14 protein-coding genes are annotated in these 18,575 nt (G+C 70.8%); 10 read left to right on the top strand and 4 right to left on the bottom strand.

From position 1 onward, the window contains the following. Positions 1 to 19: 19 nt before the first annotated feature. A complete protein-coding gene (locus ACFVWW_RS08290; RefSeq protein ID WP_384336937.1) occupies positions 20 to 1,990 on the top strand; it encodes an ATP-dependent DNA helicase in 1,971 nt (656 codons plus the stop codon). 102 nt (positions 1,991 to 2,092) lie between these two features. Here the strand turns inward: ACFVWW_RS08290 and lexA are convergent, their stop codons facing one another. Beyond that, positions 2,093 to 2,878, bottom strand: coding sequence for a transcriptional repressor LexA (gene lexA, locus ACFVWW_RS08285; protein WP_384179936.1), 786 nt, complete (start codon positions 2,876 to 2,878; stop codon positions 2,093 to 2,095). Between the two features lie 489 nt (positions 2,879 to 3,367). Here lexA and nrdR point away from each other — a divergent pair, with 489 nt between their 5' ends. Then, positions 3,368 to 3,880 carry a transcriptional regulator NrdR gene (nrdR, locus tag ACFVWW_RS08280; RefSeq protein WP_384179938.1) on the top strand — a complete coding sequence of 171 codons (513 nt, stop codon included), beginning with the start codon at positions 3,368 to 3,370 and terminating at the stop codon, positions 3,878 to 3,880. A 173-nt stretch (positions 3,881 to 4,053) separates the two neighbouring features. Continuing rightward, positions 4,054 to 6,948, top strand: coding sequence for a vitamin B12-dependent ribonucleotide reductase (locus tag ACFVWW_RS08275; protein ID WP_384179940.1), 2,895 nt, complete (start codon positions 4,054 to 4,056; stop codon positions 6,946 to 6,948). Positions 6,949 to 7,030: 82 nt separating this feature from the next. Here ACFVWW_RS08275 and ACFVWW_RS08270 read toward each other — a convergent pair whose 3' ends face one another. Further along, positions 7,031 to 7,555, bottom strand: a complete 525-nt coding sequence (locus ACFVWW_RS08270) for a TerD family protein (protein WP_384179942.1) — start codon at positions 7,553 to 7,555, stop codon at positions 7,031 to 7,033. 203 nt (positions 7,556 to 7,758) lie between these two features. Between ACFVWW_RS08270 and ACFVWW_RS08265 the strand changes: the two genes are divergently transcribed. From ACFVWW_RS08265 to ACFVWW_RS08240, 6 genes are all read left to right on the top strand, one after another. Further along, positions 7,759 to 8,364: a YdbC family protein gene (locus ACFVWW_RS08265; protein WP_384179944.1), complete on the top strand. Its 606-nt coding sequence runs from the start codon at positions 7,759 to 7,761 to the stop codon at positions 8,362 to 8,364. A 112-nt stretch (positions 8,365 to 8,476) separates the two neighbouring features. Next, positions 8,477 to 9,136, top strand: a complete 660-nt coding sequence (locus ACFVWW_RS08260; RefSeq protein ID WP_384179946.1) for a histidine phosphatase family protein — start codon at positions 8,477 to 8,479, stop codon at positions 9,134 to 9,136. A 12-nt stretch (positions 9,137 to 9,148) separates the two neighbouring features. Beyond that, positions 9,149 to 10,060: an ADP-ribosylglycohydrolase family protein gene (locus tag ACFVWW_RS08255; RefSeq protein ID WP_386876650.1), complete on the top strand. Its 912-nt coding sequence runs from the start codon at positions 9,149 to 9,151 to the stop codon at positions 10,058 to 10,060. 203 nt (positions 10,061 to 10,263) lie between these two features. Next, positions 10,264 to 12,054, top strand: a complete 1,791-nt coding sequence (locus tag ACFVWW_RS08250) for a DUF4153 domain-containing protein (RefSeq protein ID WP_386876649.1) — start codon at positions 10,264 to 10,266, stop codon at positions 12,052 to 12,054. A gap of 466 nt (positions 12,055 to 12,520) precedes the next feature. Beyond that, on the top strand, positions 12,521 to 13,231 hold the full coding sequence (locus ACFVWW_RS08245; protein ID WP_384179952.1) for a ribonuclease HII: 711 nt from the start codon (positions 12,521 to 12,523) through the stop codon (positions 13,229 to 13,231). 107 nt (positions 13,232 to 13,338) lie between these two features. Further along, positions 13,339 to 13,977, top strand: coding sequence for a hypothetical protein (locus ACFVWW_RS08240; RefSeq protein WP_384336949.1), 639 nt, complete (start codon positions 13,339 to 13,341; stop codon positions 13,975 to 13,977). A 155-nt stretch (positions 13,978 to 14,132) separates the two neighbouring features. Here ACFVWW_RS08240 and ACFVWW_RS08235 read toward each other — a convergent pair whose 3' ends face one another. Both ACFVWW_RS08235 and ACFVWW_RS08230 read right to left on the bottom strand, forming a co-directional pair. Further along, positions 14,133 to 14,762 carry a hypothetical protein gene (locus ACFVWW_RS08235; RefSeq protein WP_384179955.1) on the bottom strand — a complete coding sequence of 210 codons (630 nt, stop codon included), beginning with the start codon at positions 14,760 to 14,762 and terminating at the stop codon, positions 14,133 to 14,135. 217 nt (positions 14,763 to 14,979) lie between these two features. Then, on the bottom strand, positions 14,980 to 17,151 hold the full coding sequence (locus ACFVWW_RS08230) for a RecQ family ATP-dependent DNA helicase (RefSeq protein WP_384336951.1): 2,172 nt from the start codon (positions 17,149 to 17,151) through the stop codon (positions 14,980 to 14,982). Between the two features lie 110 nt (positions 17,152 to 17,261). Here ACFVWW_RS08230 and ACFVWW_RS08225 point away from each other — a divergent pair, with 110 nt between their 5' ends. Beyond that, positions 17,262 to 18,533, top strand: coding sequence for a DUF4192 domain-containing protein (locus ACFVWW_RS08225; protein WP_386876646.1), 1,272 nt, complete (start codon positions 17,262 to 17,264; stop codon positions 18,531 to 18,533). The last annotated feature ends 42 nt before the right edge of the window (positions 18,534 to 18,575 follow it).

Below are 18,575 nucleotides of genomic sequence, written 5' to 3'. Positions count from 1 at the left end.
CCCGTAGGGTGGTCGGGCTATGACGAAGCCATCACTTCCCGAGCTCCTCCATGCCGCCGTCACCTCTGTGGGCGGCGTGGAACGGCCAGGCCAGGTCACCATGGCCGAGGCCGTCGCCGAAGCCATCGACGCCCCGTCCCATCTGCTCGTCCAGGCCGGCACCGGCACCGGTAAGTCGCTCGGCTACCTGGTGCCCGCGCTGGCGCACGGAGAGCGGGTCGTGGTGGCCACCGCGACCCTGGCGCTGCAGCGCCAGCTCGTGGAGCGTGACCTTCCGCGTACGGTCGACGCACTGCACCCTCTCCTGCGCCGGCGCCCTGAGTTCGCCATGCTCAAGGGCCGTTCCAACTATCTCTGTCTGCACCGGCTGCACGAAGGCATGCCGCAGGACGAGGAGGAAGGGCTCTTCGACCAGTTCGAGGCGGCCGCTCCGACCAGCAAGCTGGGCCAGGACCTGCTGCGGATGCGGGACTGGGCGGACGACACCGAGACCGGTGACCGCGACGACCTGACGCCCGGTGTCTCCGACCGCGCCTGGTCCCAGATCTCCGTCTCGTCCCGGGAGTGCCTGGGGGCGACGAAATGTGCGTACGGCGCCGAGTGCTTCGCCGAGCTGGCGCGTGAGCGCGCCAAACTCGCCGAGGTCGTCGTCACCAACCACGCGCTCCTCGCGATCGACGCCATCGAGGGCGCCCCGGTGCTTCCGCAGCACGAGGTGCTGATTGTCGACGAGGCCCATGAGCTGGTCTCCCGCGTCACCGGAGTCGCCACCGGCGAGCTGACCCCGGGGCAGGTCAACCGCGCCGTGCGCCGCTCGGCGAAACTGGTGAACGAGAAGGCCGCGGACGCGCTGCAGACGGCGGCCGAGACCTTCGAACGGCTGATGGAGCTCGCTCTTCCCGGGCGGCTCGAAGAGATCCCCGAGGATCTCGGCTATGCCCTGATGGCACTGCGTGACGCGGCCCGCACGGTCATCTCGGCCCTGGGCTCGACCCGCGACAAGTCCGTGCAGGACGAGGACGTCGTACGCAAGCAGGCGCTCGCCTCGGTCGAGGCCATCCATGGCGTGGCCGAGCGCATCGCCAACGGCTCCGAGTACGACGTCGTCTGGTACGAACGGCACGAGCGGTTCGGCGCGTCCCTCCGGGTCGCACCGCTCTCCGTATCGGGGCTGTTGCGGGAGAAGCTCTTCGCCGACCGCTCCGTCGTCCTCACCTCCGCCACGCTCAAGCTCGGCGGTGACTTCAACGGAGTGGGTGCCTCGCTCGGTCTGGCGCCGGAAGGCACGGAGGGCGACGACATTCCCCAGTGGAAGGGCATCGACGTCGGCTCGCCCTTCGACTACCGCAAGCAGGGCATCCTCTATGTCGCCCGCCATCTTTCCCCTCCCGGCCGCGAGGGCTCGCGCGACGACATGATGGACGAGCTGGCCGAACTGGTGGAGGCGGCGGGCGGTCGTACGCTCGGGCTCTTCTCCTCGATGCGGGCCGCCCAGGCCGCCGCGGAGGAGCTGCGCGGCCGGCTGGACGCCCCGATTCTGCTGCAGGGCGAGGAGACTCTCGGCGAGTTGATCAAGGCTTTCGCCGCCGATCCGAAGACCTGCCTGTTCGGCACGCTTTCCCTGTGGCAGGGGGTCGATGTGCCCGGTCCGAGCTCTCAGCTCGTGGTGATGGACCGGATTCCCTTCCCGCGACCGGACGACCCGCTGATGAGCGCACGCCAGAAGGCGGTGGAGGAGGGCGGCGGCAATGGGTTCATGGCGGTGGCGGCGACGCACGCCGCCCTGCTGATGGCCCAGGGCGCCGGACGGCTCGTGCGGGCGAGCGGAGACCGTGGTGTCGTGGCCGTTCTCGACCCGAGGCTGGCCAACGCGCGGTACGGCAGTTTTCTGCGCAGCTCGCTGCCCGATTTCTGGTACACCACGGACCGCGACCAAGCGCGGCGGTCCCTCGCGTCGATCGATGCCGTGGCCAAGGCCGACGGACGGTAGCCGTGGCCGTGTACACGATCGGTTGTCGCGGTCCACGGCACACAGCAGGGCCCCGGGACCGGCGCAGCGGATCCCGGGGCCCGGTCGAAGCCGGTGGAGTCGTCACACCCGGCGCAGGACCGCCACCACCTTGCCGAGGATCGTCGCCTCGTCGCCGGGGATCGGTTGGTATGCCGCGTTGTGCGGGAGCAGCCAGACATGGCCGTCCTCGCGCCGGAAGCGCTTGACCGTCGCCTCGCCGTCCAGCATCGCGGCCACGATGTCGCCGTTCTCCGCGACGGGCTGACGGCGGACCGTCACCCAGTCACCGTCACAGATCGCTGCCTCGATCATCGAGTCACCGACGACCTTCAGGACGAACAGCTCTCCGTCACCCACCAGCTGGCGGGGGAGCGGGAAGACGTCCTCGACGGACTCCTCCGCGAGAATCGGCCCTCCGGCCGCGATCCGGCCGACCAGCGGGACGTACGAGGCGGCGGGCTTGCCGGTCGTGTCCGTCTGCTGGGTGCTCGGCTGGTCCGACCCCCGTACCTCGTACGCCCTGGGCCGGTGCGGATCCCGGCGCAGGAAGCCCTTACGCTCCAGAGCCATCAGCTGATGGGCGACCGACGAGGTGCTGGAGAGGCCCACGGCCTGGCCGATCTCCCGCATCGATGGCGGGTACCCACGCCGCTGTACGGAATCGCGGATGACTTCGATGACCCTGCGCTGCCGGTCCGTGAGTCCGGAGCTGTCCGCCCGGATTCCGGGAGGTCGGCCGGGCAGCGAACGGCTGGGCTTGGGCCCCTCCGGGTTCGTGACTGCGTCATTCATGGCATGCACCGGCTCGAGTCGGCTCTGGGAGCGGTCCTGGGCAGTGATGGTGGCACTGTCTGCGGTGGTGGTCACGTCGGCCCCTCTCGAAGTGTTCTCCCTAGCTGGACAACGGTAGTAGCTTTCGAAAGGTTGCGCCAAACACACGTTCGAGTGAAAAATCGAAGAGGGCCTTACGTGAGCATCTGGCTGGGTGTATGGGCCGGGCTCCGCAGGCACCGGGGCCCCGTCCTCACGGTACCGTTCGGCGCCGCGCCCCGTGATCCGGAGCGGTCCCCAGTCTTCCACCGGACGGCCCGGAATCCGGGCCGCCGCGCCCTTCTCGTACGCTCGTGGCCGGTCCGCGCGGCCCCGCCGTACCCGCCGCGACGCGCGACACGCGCCGGGGCATAGGATGCGGCCGAACCCCAGATCTAGTGGTTGGATTGTCTCGGCCGCCCAGAAGTTGTGGTCCCCCGTCTTTCACGGTCGAGGCCATCGCCTATGCTGGGGCTTGCTTCGAGGGGCTCTTCACGGGCCCTGACGGGGCTATTTCGTCGCGCTGTGTAAGGAGGGTTGGGAGCCATGCACTGTCCCTTCTGCAGGCACCCCGACAGCCGGGTCGTCGACAGTCGCACCACCGACGACGGGACGTCGATCCGCCGCCGCCGCCAGTGCCCCGACTGCTCCCGCCGTTTCACGACGGTGGAGACCGCCTCGCTGATGGTGATCAAGCGCAGCGGCGTGACGGAACCGTTCAGCCGCACCAAGGTCATCTCCGGCGTACGCAAGGCATGCCAGGGACGGCCCGTCACCGAGGACGCCCTCGCCAAGCTCGGCCAGCGGGTCGAGGAAGCGGTGCGCGCCACCGGGAGCGCCGAGCTGACCACCCACGACGTGGGGCTGGCCATACTCGGCCCACTGCAGGAGCTCGACCTCGTCGCGTACCTGCGCTTCGCATCCGTGTACCGGGCGTTCGACTCGCTCGAAGACTTCGAGGCCGCCATCGCGGAACTGCGCGAGCGGCCCCCCGCCGGGAAGAGTGGCGTCGGCGAGGGCCGTGAGGTCCCCGTGCCCGCCACCATCACCGCGGACTGACCGGCCGGCCCTCGCACGGCCGGCCGGAGCGGACGGCCTTCGCCCGGCCGCTCCGCGGTAACAAGACCTGTCGCGGGCGCTCTGTGGGGGCGCCCGAGGCATCAGGCACACACCCTGCGCCACGGGAAGAACATGGCATTTCAGGGCGTTTTTGTACGTATATGGGAGGCGGCATGACAGAGACGGCGAGCGGCCCGGCACGAGGTTCCCGAACCAAGGGACCGAAGGCCGCCAAGGGGCTGTGTATCGAGCGAATCCACACCACGCCCGGCGTGCATCCGTACGACGAGGTGGTCTGGGAGCGCCGTGACGTCGTCATGACCAATTGGCGCGACGGCTCGGTCAATTTCGAGCAGCGTGGCGTCGAGTTCCCCGACTTCTGGTCGCTGAACGCGGTCAACATCGTCACCAGCAAGTACTTCCGGGGGGCCGTCGGCACCCCGCAGCGCGAGACCGGGCTCAAGCAGCTCATCGACCGGATCGTGAAGACGTACCGCAAGGCCGGCGAGGACTACCAGTACTTCGCCTCACCCGCCGACGCCGAGATCTTTGAGCACGAGCTGGCCTACGCCCTCCTGCACCAGGTCTTCAGCTTCAACTCGCCGGTGTGGTTCAACGTCGGTACGCCCCAGCCGCAGCAGGTCTCGGCCTGCTTCATCCTGTCCGTCGACGACTCCATGGACTCGATCCTCGACTGGTACAAGGAAGAGGGGATGATCTTCAAGGGCGGCTCCGGCGCCGGCCTGAACCTCTCCCGGATCCGCTCCTCCAAGGAACTGCTCTCCTCCGGAGGCAATGCCTCGGGCCCTGTCTCCTTCATGCGCGGTGCCGACGCCTCCGCGGGGACGATCAAGTCCGGTGGCGCCACGCGCCGCGCGGCCAAGATGGTCATCCTCGACGTCGACCACCCCGACATCGAGAACTTCATCGAGACCAAGGTCAAGGAAGAGGAGAAGATCCGCGCCCTGCGCGACGCGGGCTTCGACATGGACCTGGGCGGCGACGACATCACGTCCGTCCAGTACCAGAACGCCAACAACTCGGTCCGGGTCAACGACGAGTTCATGAAGGCCGTCGAGGCCGGCGGCAAGTTCGGGCTGCGCGCCCGGATGACCGGCGACGTCATCGAAGAGGTCGAGGCCAAGTCCCTCTTCCGCAAGATGGCCGAGGCGGCGTGGGCGTGTGCCGACCCGGGCATCCAGTACGACGACACGATCAACCGCTGGCACACCTGCCCCGAGTCCGGCCGGATCAACGGCTCGAACCCGTGCAGTGAGTACATGCACCTGGACAACACCTCGTGCAACCTGGCCTCGCTGAACCTGATGAAGTTCCTCAAGGACGACAGCAAGGGCCACCAGTCCTTCGAGTCCGAGCGCTTCGCCAAGGTCGTCGAGCTGGTCATCACCGCGATGGACATCTCCATCTGCTTCGCGGACTTCCCGACGCAGAAGATCGGTGAGAACACCCGCGCCTTCCGCCAGCTCGGCATCGGCTACGCCAACCTCGGCGCCCTGCTGATGGCCACGGGTCACGCGTACGACTCCGACGGCGGCCGCGGCCTGGCCGGCGCCATCACCTCGCTGATGACGAGCACGTCGTACCGGCGCTCCGCCGAGCTGGCCGCGGTCGTCGGTCCGTACGACGGCTACGCCCGCAACGCCGAGCCGCACAAGAGCGTCATGAAGCAGCACTCCGACGCCAACGGCACCGCCGTCCGCATCGACGACCTGGACACCCCCATCTGGGCCGCCGCCACGGAGGCCTGGCAGGACGTGCTCCGCCTCGGCGAGAAGAACGGCTTCCGCAACGCCCAGGCCTCGGTCATCGCGCCCACCGGCACCATCGGTCTCGCGATGTCCTGCGACACCACCGGCCTGGAGCCCGACCTCGCGCTGGTCAAGTTCAAGAAGCTGGTCGGCGGCGGCTCGATGCAGATCGTCAACGGCACGGTGCCCCAGGCGCTGCGCCGGCTCGGCTACCAGTCGGAGCAGATCGAGGCGGTCGTCGCCCACATCGCCGAGAACGGCAATGTGATCGACGCGCCCGGCCTGAAGACCGAGCACTACGAGGTCTTCGACTGCGCGATGGGCGAGCGCTCCATCTCCGCCATGGGCCACGTCCGCATGATGGCGGCCATCCAGCCGTGGATCAGCGGTGCCCTGTCCAAGACGGTGAACCTCCCGGAGACCGCCACCGTCGAGGACGTCGAGGAGGTCTACTTCGAGGCGTGGAAGCTGGGCGTCAAGGCGCTCGCGATCTACCGCGACAACTGCAAGGTCGGTCAGCCGCTCTCCGCGAAGAAGAAGGAAGAAAAGGTCGCGGAGAAGGCCGAGGACACCATCCGCCAGGCGGTGGAGAAGGTCATCGAGTACCGCCCGGTCCGCAAGCGTCTCCCCAAGGGCCGTCCCGGTCTCACCACCTCCTTCACGGTGGGCGGCGCCGAGGGCTACATGACCGCCAACTCCTACCCCGACGACGGTCTCGGCGAGGTCTTCCTCAAGATGTCCAAGCAGGGCTCGACCCTCGCGGGCATGATGGACGCCTTCTCGATCGCCGTCTCGGTCGGTCTGCAGTACGGCGTTCCGCTGGAGACGTACGTCTCCAAGTTCACCAACATGCGCTTCGAGCCGGCCGGTATGACGGACGACCCGGACGTACGGATGGCGCAGTCGATCGTCGACTACATCTTCCGCCGTCTCGCGCTGGACTTCCTGCCCTTCGAGACCCGCTCGGCCCTCGGGATCCACTCGGCCGAGGAGCGCCAGCGTCACCTGGACACCGGTTCGTACGAGCCCTTCATGGACGATGACGACCTGGACATCGAGAGCCTGGTCCAGTCGGCCCCGCGCCGGCCGGAGCCGCTGAAGGCGGTGTCCCCGGCCGCTCCGCCCAAGGCGGCCGTGGTCCCGGCGCCCAAGGAGGCGCACACCTCGGCCGAGCTGGTCGAGATGCAGCTCGGCATCAGCGCCGACGCACCGCTGTGCTTCTCCTGCGGTACGAAGATGCAGCGGGCCGGGTCCTGCTACATCTGCGAGGGATGCGGTTCCACGAGCGGCTGCAGCTGAGCCGTCCGGAAGAGTTGAGCGTTCTGAGGGGCGGTGAGCCGGAGTGGCTCGCCGCCCCTCAGGGGCTTGTCGGGGGCCTGGGTCAGGCGCCGCCCATCAGGGCGCCGAAGGACTGCGGGTCGGTGTCGAACCCCCGGACGGACGTGCGGAACTGCCAGGCTCCCGATCCGTCCCGGGTGAACTCCGCGAACGTCGCCGCGGTGGAGCCGGGGACAGCGGCGAAGTCGTGCTCCGCCAGCTCGGTGTACCCCTCCAGGATGCGGACTCCGGGATTGACTATGTCGGCGAACGTCCGTCGCCCGTCGCGCTGCTGGATCGCCACCCCCACCACCACACGGCTGTAGCGGGCCGCCAGCCGGTCCAGCTCCAGCGTCATCTCCTCGTCCGAGCCGAAGCCCTGACCGGTGCGGCTCTCCCGGTCCAGGGTGATGGTGCCGTCCGGTGAGCGGCTGCCGAAATGGACCAGATAGGCGGGTTTGCCGCTCGGGTCGTCCGATGTGTAGGTTGCGGCGACAAGGTCGAGATCATGCGGGGGCCTGCCCAGGGGACTGGGATCCCATTTGAGCGTGACCTCGACCTTCGCCACCCCTCTGTTGAGACTGCTCACCAGTCGTTACCCCTCCTCGGAACCGGCCGGATCTCCGGCCTTCATGAGTAAGGCTAGACCGGGGCACCGACAACACGCGGCGCGATCTGTCCAGTTGACACCACCTTGGCCGATACTCGACTCGCGGCAGGCCCGCCCCGCGTCGTCCACCCCGTGTTGTCCGAGCGGAACCCCTGCCACGTTCCGCGCCGTACGATGGCGCGGTGCTGGTCAAGTGGATTCGCTGCACCGTGATCGACCGACGTGGTTTCGAACGCGGGCAGCGGAAATGGGCGGGGTTGCTCGGTGAGCCGGGATTTCGGGGGCAGAGCGGGGGATGGAGCAGAACGAGGCCGGGTGTGGCCCATGTCTTCGCGTTCTGGGAGAGCCGTGCGTTCTACGACTCGTTCATGGCGCGCTCGCACGACCGGCTGGCCGCCGCGCAGTCCGGCACGTTCAAGGATGTCCAGGCCAAGCTGTTCGACTACCGCTTCGATGTGAAGACCGGCTTCGAGCCGCGCTTCACCGACGCGGATGTGGTCCGGGTCGCGCACTGCAAGGTGCACGAGGACCGGGTCGAGCATTTCGCACTGATGCAGGAGAAGGTGTGGAATCCCGCGATGGCGGGGTCGCCCGGGATGCTGCGCGGACTGTTCGGGGAAGCGCCGGGGCACGAGTTCCTTGTGCTGTCCATGTGGCAGTCGGCGGCCGAGCACGGAAAGTACCGGGTCGAACGGGTGGAGCGGCTGACGCTGCGCGCGCAGACCGCCGCCGATGTGGCGGCGCTCGCGGGGGACGTCGTCGACCTCGAGTCGTCCTGGACGGTCTGACCCGGCTGCCTCCAGCGAGCCCGCCCCGGCGAGCCCGCCCTGCTACGCCGGATGGTTGCCCGGAGGACAGGGCGGCCGCACGGCCCGATCCGGGCCGCTCTAGGGTCGTGGCATGGCACGACCGCGGCGCATCGTCCTTGTCCGGCACGGAGAGTCGGAAGGCAATGCTGACGACACGGTGTACGAACGTCGGCCCGACCATGCCCTGAAGCTCACCGAGACCGGCCTGCGTCAGGCCGAGGAGACCGGGGTACGGCTGCGCGAGCTGTTCGACGGGGAGCCGGTCAGCGTCTATGTGTCCCCCTACCGCCGCACCCATGAGACCTTCCGGGCCTTCGGCCTCGACCCGGAGCTGGTGCGGGCGCGGGAGGAGCCGCGGCTGCGCGAGCAGGACTGGGGGAACTGGCAGGACAGGGAGGACGTACGGCTGCAGAAGACCTACCGCGACGCGTACGGACACTTCTTCTACCGCTTCGCCCAGGGCGAGTCCGGTGCCGATGTGTACGACCGGGTCGGAGCCTTCCTGGAGTCGCTCTACCGGAGCTTCGAGACGCCGGACTCACCGGAGAACGTGCTGCTGGTGACCCATGGACTGACCATGCGGCTGTTCTGCATGCGGTGGTTCCACTGGTCCGTGGCGGAGTTCGAATCACTGTCGAACCCCGGCAACGGGGAGACGCGCACTCTGGAGCTCGGCGCGGACGGTAAATACACCCTGGACAGGCCATTCGAGCGCTGGCGCGTCCCTGAGCCGTACGGCATCACCGGATAGAGTGACCGTGCGATGACCGCTGACTCCACACTCGACCGGCGCTTCGAACGCGCCCTGGCCAGCCTGCGCGGGCTGTCCGTGGGAGACGCCCTCGGCTCCCAGTTCTTCGTACCTTCGAACTATCCGCTGCTGAAGCGCCGCGAGCTGCCGCCGGGCCCCTGGCGGTGGACCGACGACACCGAGATGGGCGCGTCGGTCCTGGCCGTGCTGGCCGGGCACGGCCGTATCGATCAGGACGCGCTCGCGCGTTCCTTCGCCGAGCGACATGACTTCGACCGCGGCTACGGCCCCGCCGTGAACCGGATGCTCCGGCTGATCCGGGAAGGCGGCGACTGGCGTGAGCTGGCCGCCGGGCTCTTCAACGGCCAGGGCTCGTGGGGCAACGGGGCCGCGATGCGGATCGCTCCGCTCGGTGCCTGGTACGCCGAGGACCCGGAGCAGGCCACGCGGCAGGCCGAGGTCTCCGCGTACACGACACACCAGCACCGCGAGGCCGTGGTGGGCGCCATGGCGGTGGCGGCGGCGGCCTCCCTCGCGGCGGCCCCGGCGGGGCCGCCCACGCCTGAGGCCCTGCTCGACGGTGTGGTGGCTCTGGTACCGCGCAGCGCGGTGGGGGCCGGGCTGCGCCGGGCGCGGGACATGCTGGACTACGACGACGCGGGCACCGTCGCCGCCGTCCTCGGCTGCGGGCGACGCACCAGTGCGCATGACACCGTGCCGTTTGCCCTCTGGTCGGCGGCGCGTGCGCTCGGCGACTTCGAGCGGGGCTTCTGGACCACGGCCCAGGTGGGCGGTGATGTGGACACGACCTGCGCCATCGTCGGGGGAGTGGTGTCCGCCGCGCGGGCAGGGGCGCCGCCGGAGCGGTGGCTGGAGCAGACGGAGACGCTGCCGGGCTGGCTGTCGACCGGCGTGGCCGGCTGATCCGTTGACCCGTTCAGCCTTTGACCCTTTGAACCGTTCAGCAGTTCACGTACCGAGCTGCTGATCGGCTGATCGGTCGACACGGCGCGACGGCTCGGACTGTCACGGTCCTGCCACACCTGGCCTGCGGGAGAGGGTCGGTCCGGCCGCGCGCGGTTACTCTTTCGGCCACGTCGCCTTGTTGATCTTCGACGGCGGCGCCGATGAGACACCGGGCCGTGCGCGCCGCTCCGTCGCCGCGAAGGACCCGGTTGGGAGGGGGTCCCGTGACAGACACACCGTCCATACCCGAGCCGGCCGCCGAGCCGGATCCGGGCCGCAGACAGGAACCGCGGGACGCCGTCCTGCACGGTGCGACTCCGCGGCCGCGCGCCGCGGCCACGTCCGCCGCATCCACGACGACCAAGGAGCGCCAGGGCCCGCCGCCGGTTCCTGACTACCGGCAGTGGCAGCCGCAGCGGAGCGAGCCGCCCGTCTGGCTCACCGAGATCCAGCCCGCCACCCCGGCCGGGATCCGGGCCGCGACGCTCTGGTCGGCCCTGGCGACCGCCCTGCTCAGCGCCCTGGTCATGGGCGACGGGCTCGGTCTGAATCTGCTCATGGTGGCGGCCCCCGCCGCGCTCGCCGCCTACTTCGCCGCCCGGGGCGCCGGCCGCCGGCCGCGCCCCTGGACGCTGGTCTGGGCCCTCGGCGGCGTGGCTCTGCTCGCCGTCCCCGCCCTGCGGGACGCCGGCCTTCCGACGTTCCTCGCCGTCGTCTCGGCGCTGGCCCTCGGTTCGCTCGCCCTGCACGGCTGCCGCACCTGGCCCGGTGTCGTGCTGGGTCCGTTGGGTCTGTTCGGATCGATCGGGTCCGGGACGGTCTGGGGCTGGCGCGGAGTGCGCCGGCGCGCCGAGGGGTCGCGCAGCCGCTGGATGCCCGTGATCCGTACGGTCGCCGTCGCCGCGGTCCTGCTGATCGTGTTCGGCGCCCTCTTCGCCGGCGCCGACGCGGCGTTCGCCGATCTGCTCGGCGGGCTGACCCCCGATGTCTCGGTCGCCGACGGGCCCTGGCGCACCGGCCTGTTCGTGCTCGGTCTCGTCGGCGCCCTGGCCGCCGCGCACAGCGCGGCCGCACCCCTGCGCTGGGACCGCATCACCGTACGTCCTGGGCGGGCCCGCAGCCGGATGGAGTGGGCGCTGCCACTGATCGTCCTCAATCTGCTGTTCGCGGCCTTCATCGCCGTCCAGCTCGCGGTGCTCTTCGGCGGATACGACAGGGTCCTGAAGGAGACCGGACTGACCTATGCCGAATACGCGCGCCAAGGCTTCTGGCAGCTGCTCTGGGTCACCCTGCTCGTCCTGCTCGTGATCGGGCTCGCCCGGCGCTGGGCCCCGCGCGACGGCGCCGCCGACCGCACCCTGGTGCGGGCCGTGCTCGGTGTCCTGTGCGTGCTGACCCTGGTCGTGGTCGCTTCCGCGCTGCGCCGGATGGATCTGTACGTCGACGCCTACGGACTGACCCGGCTGCGGGTCACGGTCGCGGCGATGGAACTGTGGCTCGGTCTGGTGATCGTCCTGATCCTGGCGGCCGGGGCCTTCGGCGGGCGCTGGCTGCCGCGTGCCGTCGCCGCGAGCGCGGCGGCCGCGGTCCTCGCCTTCGGTCTGCTCTCGCCGGACGCGCTGGTCGCGGAGCGGAACGTGCAGCGGTTCGAGAGTTCGAAGAAGATCGACATCGCGTACTTCCAGGAGCTGTCCGCCGATGCCGTGCCCGCGCTGGACCGGCTGCCCGAGCCGCTGCGCTCGTGCGCCCTGGCGGGTATCAAACGGAATCTGCGGGACGAGGCCGAGCCCTGGTACGCCACCAGCTGGGCGGAGAGCAGGGCCCGCGACATCCTGAAGCGGGACTTCTCCGGCCCTGCCGACGGCTGTTACGGACCGGGGCAGAACGGGCGGGACGCGTACGACGGCGAGCGCGACGGCTACGACGGCGAGTCCGTTTTCGACGGGTCGTGACATCCGGTACGGGACGTTCCCCTCCGGAAGTCCCGTACGGAGGCCGGGATCACGGGTCCGGTGGCCCACGCCACCGGACCCGCCGCCTCCGCCCATGGCGACCGCCGCGACGAACGCGGTCGAGATCCCCTGCGGCAGCGCCTCACGGCCCGGTTTCGCACTCCGCTCGGTCCTTCACGAATGCGATTCTTCGACCGCCGATTGATTCTGCGGGCTGATCCTCAAGGGAGTCGTCGAGCCGTCCACCATGCGTCCCGAGGTCACCGGCGGGCTGGTCTTCGATGTGATTGCGTGAGCGAACGGGCGGATGAGGAGATCGTCGAAATGACCGTCCAGGTCATGGTGCCCCCGCTCCGGTCGCGCACCGCCTGAGGCGGTCGGAGGGAGCCGGCCGGACACCGTGGTGCGGGACGTGCGGTACCCGGTCTGTCGCGCGGAGTCCCGGCGGCGTAATCTGGCTGGCGCCATGCCGTACGAACCTCCCACGCACACCGTCGAGCGCTCGCTCCGCGCGACCACCGACGCCAGGATCATCGCCGGCGTCGACGAAGTCGGACGCGGAGCGTGGGCGGGGCCGGTCACGGTGTGCGCGGCCGTCACCGGACTGCGCAGACCCCCGGCCGGTCTCACCGACTCCAAGCTGATCAGCCCCAAGCGCCGCACGGAGCTGGCCGGTGAACTGTCGGGATGGGTCACCTCGTACGCCCTCGGGGACGCCTCCCCGGAGGAGATCGACACGCTCGGTATGACCGCGGCACTCAGGCTCGCCGCCGTACGCGCCCTTGAGGCGCTGCCGGTGCGGCCCGACGCGGTGATCCTCGACGGCAAGCACAACTATCTGGGAGGGGCCTGGCAGGTGCGTACGGTCATCAAGGGCGACCAGTCCTGTGTCTCGGTGGCGGCCGCCTCGGTCATCGCCAAGGTGCGCAGGGACGCGATGATGGCCGAACTGGGCGCGGGGTCGCAGGAATGCGTTCCGTTCGCCTTCGGCGCCAACGCCGGCTACCCCTCGCCGGTGCACAAGGCGGCGCTGGAGGAGTGGGGGCCGACATCCCACCACCGGCTCTCGTGGTCCTATCTCGACGCGCTGCCCCGGTGGCGGCACCTCAAGAAGGTCCGGCTCTCCCTGGAGGCCGCCGCCATGGAAAGCGGGGGCCAACTCGGCTTCGATTTCTGAAACATCCGGTGAACCCTCCGGCCCGCGCGCCTTCCGGCCGCAGGCACGGGTGCGAAAGCACCCACCCGCCGATGCTTTTCGCAGCGGTGTTTGATAGACAACCAGCCATGCCTCTCATCCCTCAGGAGCCTCAGATTCACGAGAGAGCCCAGGGTCCTAGCGCCACTCCGGCCACCGGCCACAGCGCAGCGACCCCCCGTCCTGTACCCGGTCCGCGTCCCGTACCCGGGCCGCGCTCCGCTGCCACACCGAGGCCCGGGCGTCCGGGCCCCGGTCCCGCGAGGCCCGCGCCGCCGGCGCAGCGCTCGCACAGCTCCGCCGGGCAGCCCCAGGCGTCCGGGCCGGTCACGTCTTCCGCTCCCCAGATCCAGCTGATCCCGGCTCCGGTGGACGGGGCGCTCGACGCCGCCGACGAGGCGGTCGACCTGCTGCTCGACTCCGGTCGGGCGCCGGGCGACATCCTGGTGCTCACCACCGGTGAGCAGCACCCCTGGGCGACCCACGAGCTGTCCTTCGGCGAAACCGCCTACTGGGCCCAGGACGACGCCCGCGAAGATGTGTTCTTCGCGGACGCCGCCGCTGTCGCCCGTGCGCAGTCCCGGCCCGTCGTGGTCGTCGCGTTCAACGGAGGCGGTGACGACGCCGCCGCTCAGGTACTGCCCCTGGCCCGGGAGCGGGCCGCCGCGCTGCTGGTCGTGTGCGGCGACTCCGAGCGGATCAACGCCGTGCTCGGCGCGGGCGTCTGAGCCGTACGACGCCCGCCGCGTCGCCCGTTCGCCCGTCGTACGCCCCGGTCGTGTCCCGGCTGCCCCTTTCAGGGGTGGCCGGGCCGCTGCGGCGCACCGGGCGTACGGCGGCCGGCCGCTCGCTCAACGGGCCGTTGTTCCCCGGGCAACCGGAGTCACCGCGCGGCCGTGCGGCGCAGTGCTTCCACCGAACCGCCGCCACTGCGCAGCGGTGACGGTCCGGGGTCGGCCGCCGTCTCCGCCAGACCGGCCGGCGGAGACTCGGAGGTGGGCCGGCGGCCACCGCGGCCTTCGCCCAGCACCTGCCAGCCGCCGCGCGTCAGCGTGATGTACGCACCGCAGCGCAGCCCGTGCAGGGTGCAGGCGTCCCGCAGCCCCCACATCCAGGCCCCGTCCTCCTCCGTCCAGCGCTCGTCGCCCTCGCGGCAGTAGAGCAGTACGGCGGTGCGGACGGGCGTACGGCGGCGCAGATCGTGCGGGATGACCCGACGCAGATGTGCCAGGAGCGCGTTGCGGAACTCCCAGCCGTCCACCGGCGCGGCGCGCGGGACGAACGAGGCGCTGGCGGCGAGCCGTTCCTCATGGTCGAGAACGGCCACCACCGCCGTCGCGGGCGCCGGCCGGTGCCGGCTGTGCAGACCGCTGACCACTTCGCGGGGATTGCGCAGCAGCGGTATCCCCGCCGCCGCCCATTCGGCGGGCTCCAGCATCCTGGCGAGGCGGCTGACGGAATCGGCCGGGGTGGTGATCGAAGTGGCTGCGGACGGAGCGAATCCGAAGGTCACGTTCCTCCCTTCGCATACGCGCCCACAGTGCGGGCAGGGTCGGGTGGGGACGCACCGCGGCACAGCCCTTGCGGACCGGGATCGGGGCCGTGCGGGGGGCAGTTCAATTCTCGCTGGCGTATCGGCGTGCGGCAACGAGCAATTGGCACTGCTGACTGGAATGCCTGATTATGACGGTGATATCCCTGCCCAGTTCGGCCACGGCTGATGCCTCGCGTCACGTCTGAACGGCAAGGACCAGCGGAAACACCCCCTCCGCTCCGGCCTTGCGCAGCAGCCGCGCGGCCACCGCGAGAGTCCAGCCGGTGTCCGAGAGATCGTCGACGAGCAGGACCGGGCCGCCCGCCGCCGCGAGAGCCTCCGCCAGCGCGGCCGGTACGGTCAGCGCCTCGTGCAGCGCGCGCACCCGCTGGGCGCTGTTCGTACGGGAGATACGGGCATCGGCGGTGCCCGGCGCGTACGCGACCGTGCCGAGCAGCGGCATCCGGCCGACCTCCGAGATACGGCTGCCGAGCGATCCGACGAGCTGGGGCCTGCTGCGCGAGGCGACGGTGACGACTCCGACGGGCCGGGGCGGCGCGTCGGACCCGCCGGACGCCCAACCGCCCGGTCCCTTCGCCCAGTCGGCGAGCACACTCACCACGGCATTCAGCACATCGTCGGACACCGGGCCGTCCGGGGCGTGCGCGGCGAGCATCGGGCGGAGCCGGTTGCCCCAGCCGATGTCGGACAGCCGCCCCAACGCCCTTCCCGAGAAGGTCTGCTCGCCCGGCGGGATACGTCCCTTGAGGTCGATGCCCACCGCGCTGAGGCCGGTCGGCCACATCTTGCGGGGCTCCACCTCCACCCCCGGCCTGCCCAGTTCACCCCGTGCGGCGTCCAGGGCGGCGGCGGTCACCTTGTCCTCGAACCGAGCGCCCGCGCAGTTGTCGCACCGACCGCAGGGCGCGGCCTCCTCGTCGTCCAGCTGCCGCCGCAGGAACTCCATCCGGCAGTTGGCCGTCGACGCGTAGTCGCGCATCGCCTGCTGCTCCGCCGCCCGCTGGCGCGCCACCCAGGCGTACCGCTCGGTGTCGTACACCCACGGCTGTCCCGTGGTGGTCCAGCCGCCCTTCACCCGGCGCACCGCCCCGTCCACATCGAGGACCTTGAGCATCGTCTCCAGGCGCGTACGCCGCAGCTCGACCAGCGGCTCCATGGCCGGCAGCGACAGCGGCCTGTCGGCCTGCCCCAGGACATCGAGGGTGCGGCGGACCAGCTCCTCGGGCGGGAAGGCCACCGAGGCGAAGTACTGCCAGATGGCCTCGTCCTCCCTGCCGGGCAGCAGCAGCACCTCGGCATGCTCCACCCCGCGGCCCGCGCGGCCCACCTGCTGGTAGTAGGCGATGGGGGAGGAGGGCGACCCGAGATGCACCACGAATCCGAGGTCGGGCTTGTCGAACCCCATGCCCAGCGCCGAGGTGGCGACCAGCGCCTTGACGCGGTTCGCCAGCAGATCGTCCTCGGCCTGCTGGCGGTCGGCGTTCTCCGTACGGCCGGTGTACGAGGCGACCGTGTGCCCGCACTGCCGCAGATACGCCGTGACCTCCTCGGCCGCCGCGACGGTCAGCGTGTAGATGATCCCGGAGCCGGGCAGCTCGTCCAGGTGGTCGGCCAGCCAGGCCAGCCGGTGTGCCGCGTCCGGCAGCCTGAGCACATGGAGGCTCAGGCTCTCCCGGTCGAGCGGCCCGCGCAGCACGAGCGCGTCCGTCCCGGCCCCCGTGCCCAGCTGCTCGGCCACATCGGCGGTCACCCGGGCATTCGCCGTAGCCGTGGTGGCGAGGACCGGAACGCCGGCGGGCAGATCCGCGAGCATCGTGCGCAGCCGGCGGTAGTCCGGCCGGAAGTCATGGCCCCAGTCGGAGATGCAGTGCGCCTCGTCGACCACCAGCAGGCCGGTGGCCGCGGCGAGCCGGGGCAGGACCTGGTCGCGGAAGTCCGGATTGTTGAGCCGCTCGGGGCTGACCAGCAGGACGTCGACCTCGCCGCCGGCCACCTCGTCCTGAATCGTGTCCCACTCCTCCGCATTGGACGAGTTGATCGTGCGGGCCCGGATCCCGGCCCGCGCCGCGGCCTCCACCTGATTGCGCATCAGGGCGAGCAGCGGCGAGACGATCACGGTCGGTCCGGCGCCGCGCTCCCGCAGCAGCGACGTCGCCACGAAATACACCGCGGACTTGCCCCAGCCGGTCCGCTGGACGACCAGCGCCCTGCGCTTCTCGGCGACCAGCGCCTCGATGGCCCGCCACTGGTCCTCGCGCAGCCGGGCGGCGCCGGTGGCGTCACCGACGAGGCGGGCGAGTACGGAGTCGGCCGAGGCCCGGAGAGCTGCGCGGTCTGCGTTGGTCATGCCCCCATGCAACCTGATGGCTCGGACAAAGCGCGAATGCGACCGGCAGCCTGTGGATAACGTTATCCACAGGGGTCGCGGGATCCGGCCTGCCACGAGACGGTCGTGCCATGAACAAGCACCACGAACCGACCGGATCCGCCGACGAGCAGCAGATCACCCTGCGCAGTCCCGCGGAGCTAGCCGACGCTCTCCCGTATCTGCTGGGCTTCCACCCCACCGACTCCGTCGTCATGGTCGCGCTCCACGGTGATCGCGGGCGCTTCGGCGGGCGGCTCAGGCTCGGTATTCCCCGCGCGCCGAGGGAGTGGCCGCCGGTGGCCGAGCAGTTGGCCGAATGCCTGATCGAAGGAAGCGAGCGACGCGGCTCCCGCCCCGCCGGCATTGTCGTCTTCCTCTGTCAGGATCCGGCGGCGGGGGAGACGGGCCGGCAGGTGATGGAGCGGCTGCGCCCCCTCGCCCAGCGGTTGCGTACCGCGTGCGGGAGCCGTGACGTGCCCGTGTACGAAGCTCTGTGCATCTCCGGCGGCCGCTTCTGGTCCTACTGCTGCCCCGATGTCCGCTGCTGCCCGCCCGAGGGGACCGGGCTGGCCATGCCGGGTACGTCGGTGATGGCGGCCGCCGCCACCTACGCCGGCGTCCAGGTGCGGGGATCGCTGAGGGAGATGGAGGCGCGCCTGGAGCCCTGGCGGACCCCGGCCGCAGCGGAGCAGGAACGGGCGCTGGACGACGCGGGCGCCGCCCTCGTACCCAGAATCCTGGTCGAGGGGAACCGGGAACAGGTCGCTGTGGAGACCCTGCGACTGGCGCGCGTGCTGATGAAGCGGCTCGGGGAATCGCCGAGCGCGGGTCCGGCCGGGCCGGACGCCGAGGACGACCGGCTGATCAGCCACGAGGAGGCAGCCACCGTCATTCTCGGTCTACAGGACAGGGAGACGCGGGACCGGGCCGCGGAGTGGATGGAGGGACCGGACGCGCGGCCCGCGCTACGGCTCTGGCGGGCGCTGTCACGTCGCTGCGTCGGTCCGTACGTCGAGCACGCGACCGCGCCGCTGACCCTGGCCGGCTGGGTCGCCTGGTCCACCGGCGATGAGCCGAGCGCCCGGGTCGCTCTCGGGCTCGCCCTGCGGCTCGACCCGCAGTACGTCTTCGCCCAACTGCTGCACCAGGCATGCAATGAGGGCTTGGACCCCGAGGCGCTGCGGCAGTGTCTGCGCGCGGAGCGCGGCGCGCGCGAGACGGGGCGCCGGCCCAAGACCCGTCCGGTGCGGCCGCCCGGGAGGCGGAAGGACCTGCCACCCGCGGCACGCCCCGGCGTGCCGGCGGCGCACAACCGTGGCATCCGGCGCGTCGGCCGGCGTGGGACGCGGAGCGGGCGATGACGGCCGTGACCCGCGCGAAGAAGTGGACGGCGGGATGGTGGA

Source organism: Streptomyces sp. NPDC058198, assembly GCF_042882605.1.
Classification (GTDB): Bacteria; Actinomycetota; Actinomycetes; order Streptomycetales; family Streptomycetaceae; genus Streptomyces.
Note: the sequence above shows the minus strand (reverse complement) of the source record. Positions and strands in the feature narration are given on the sequence as shown.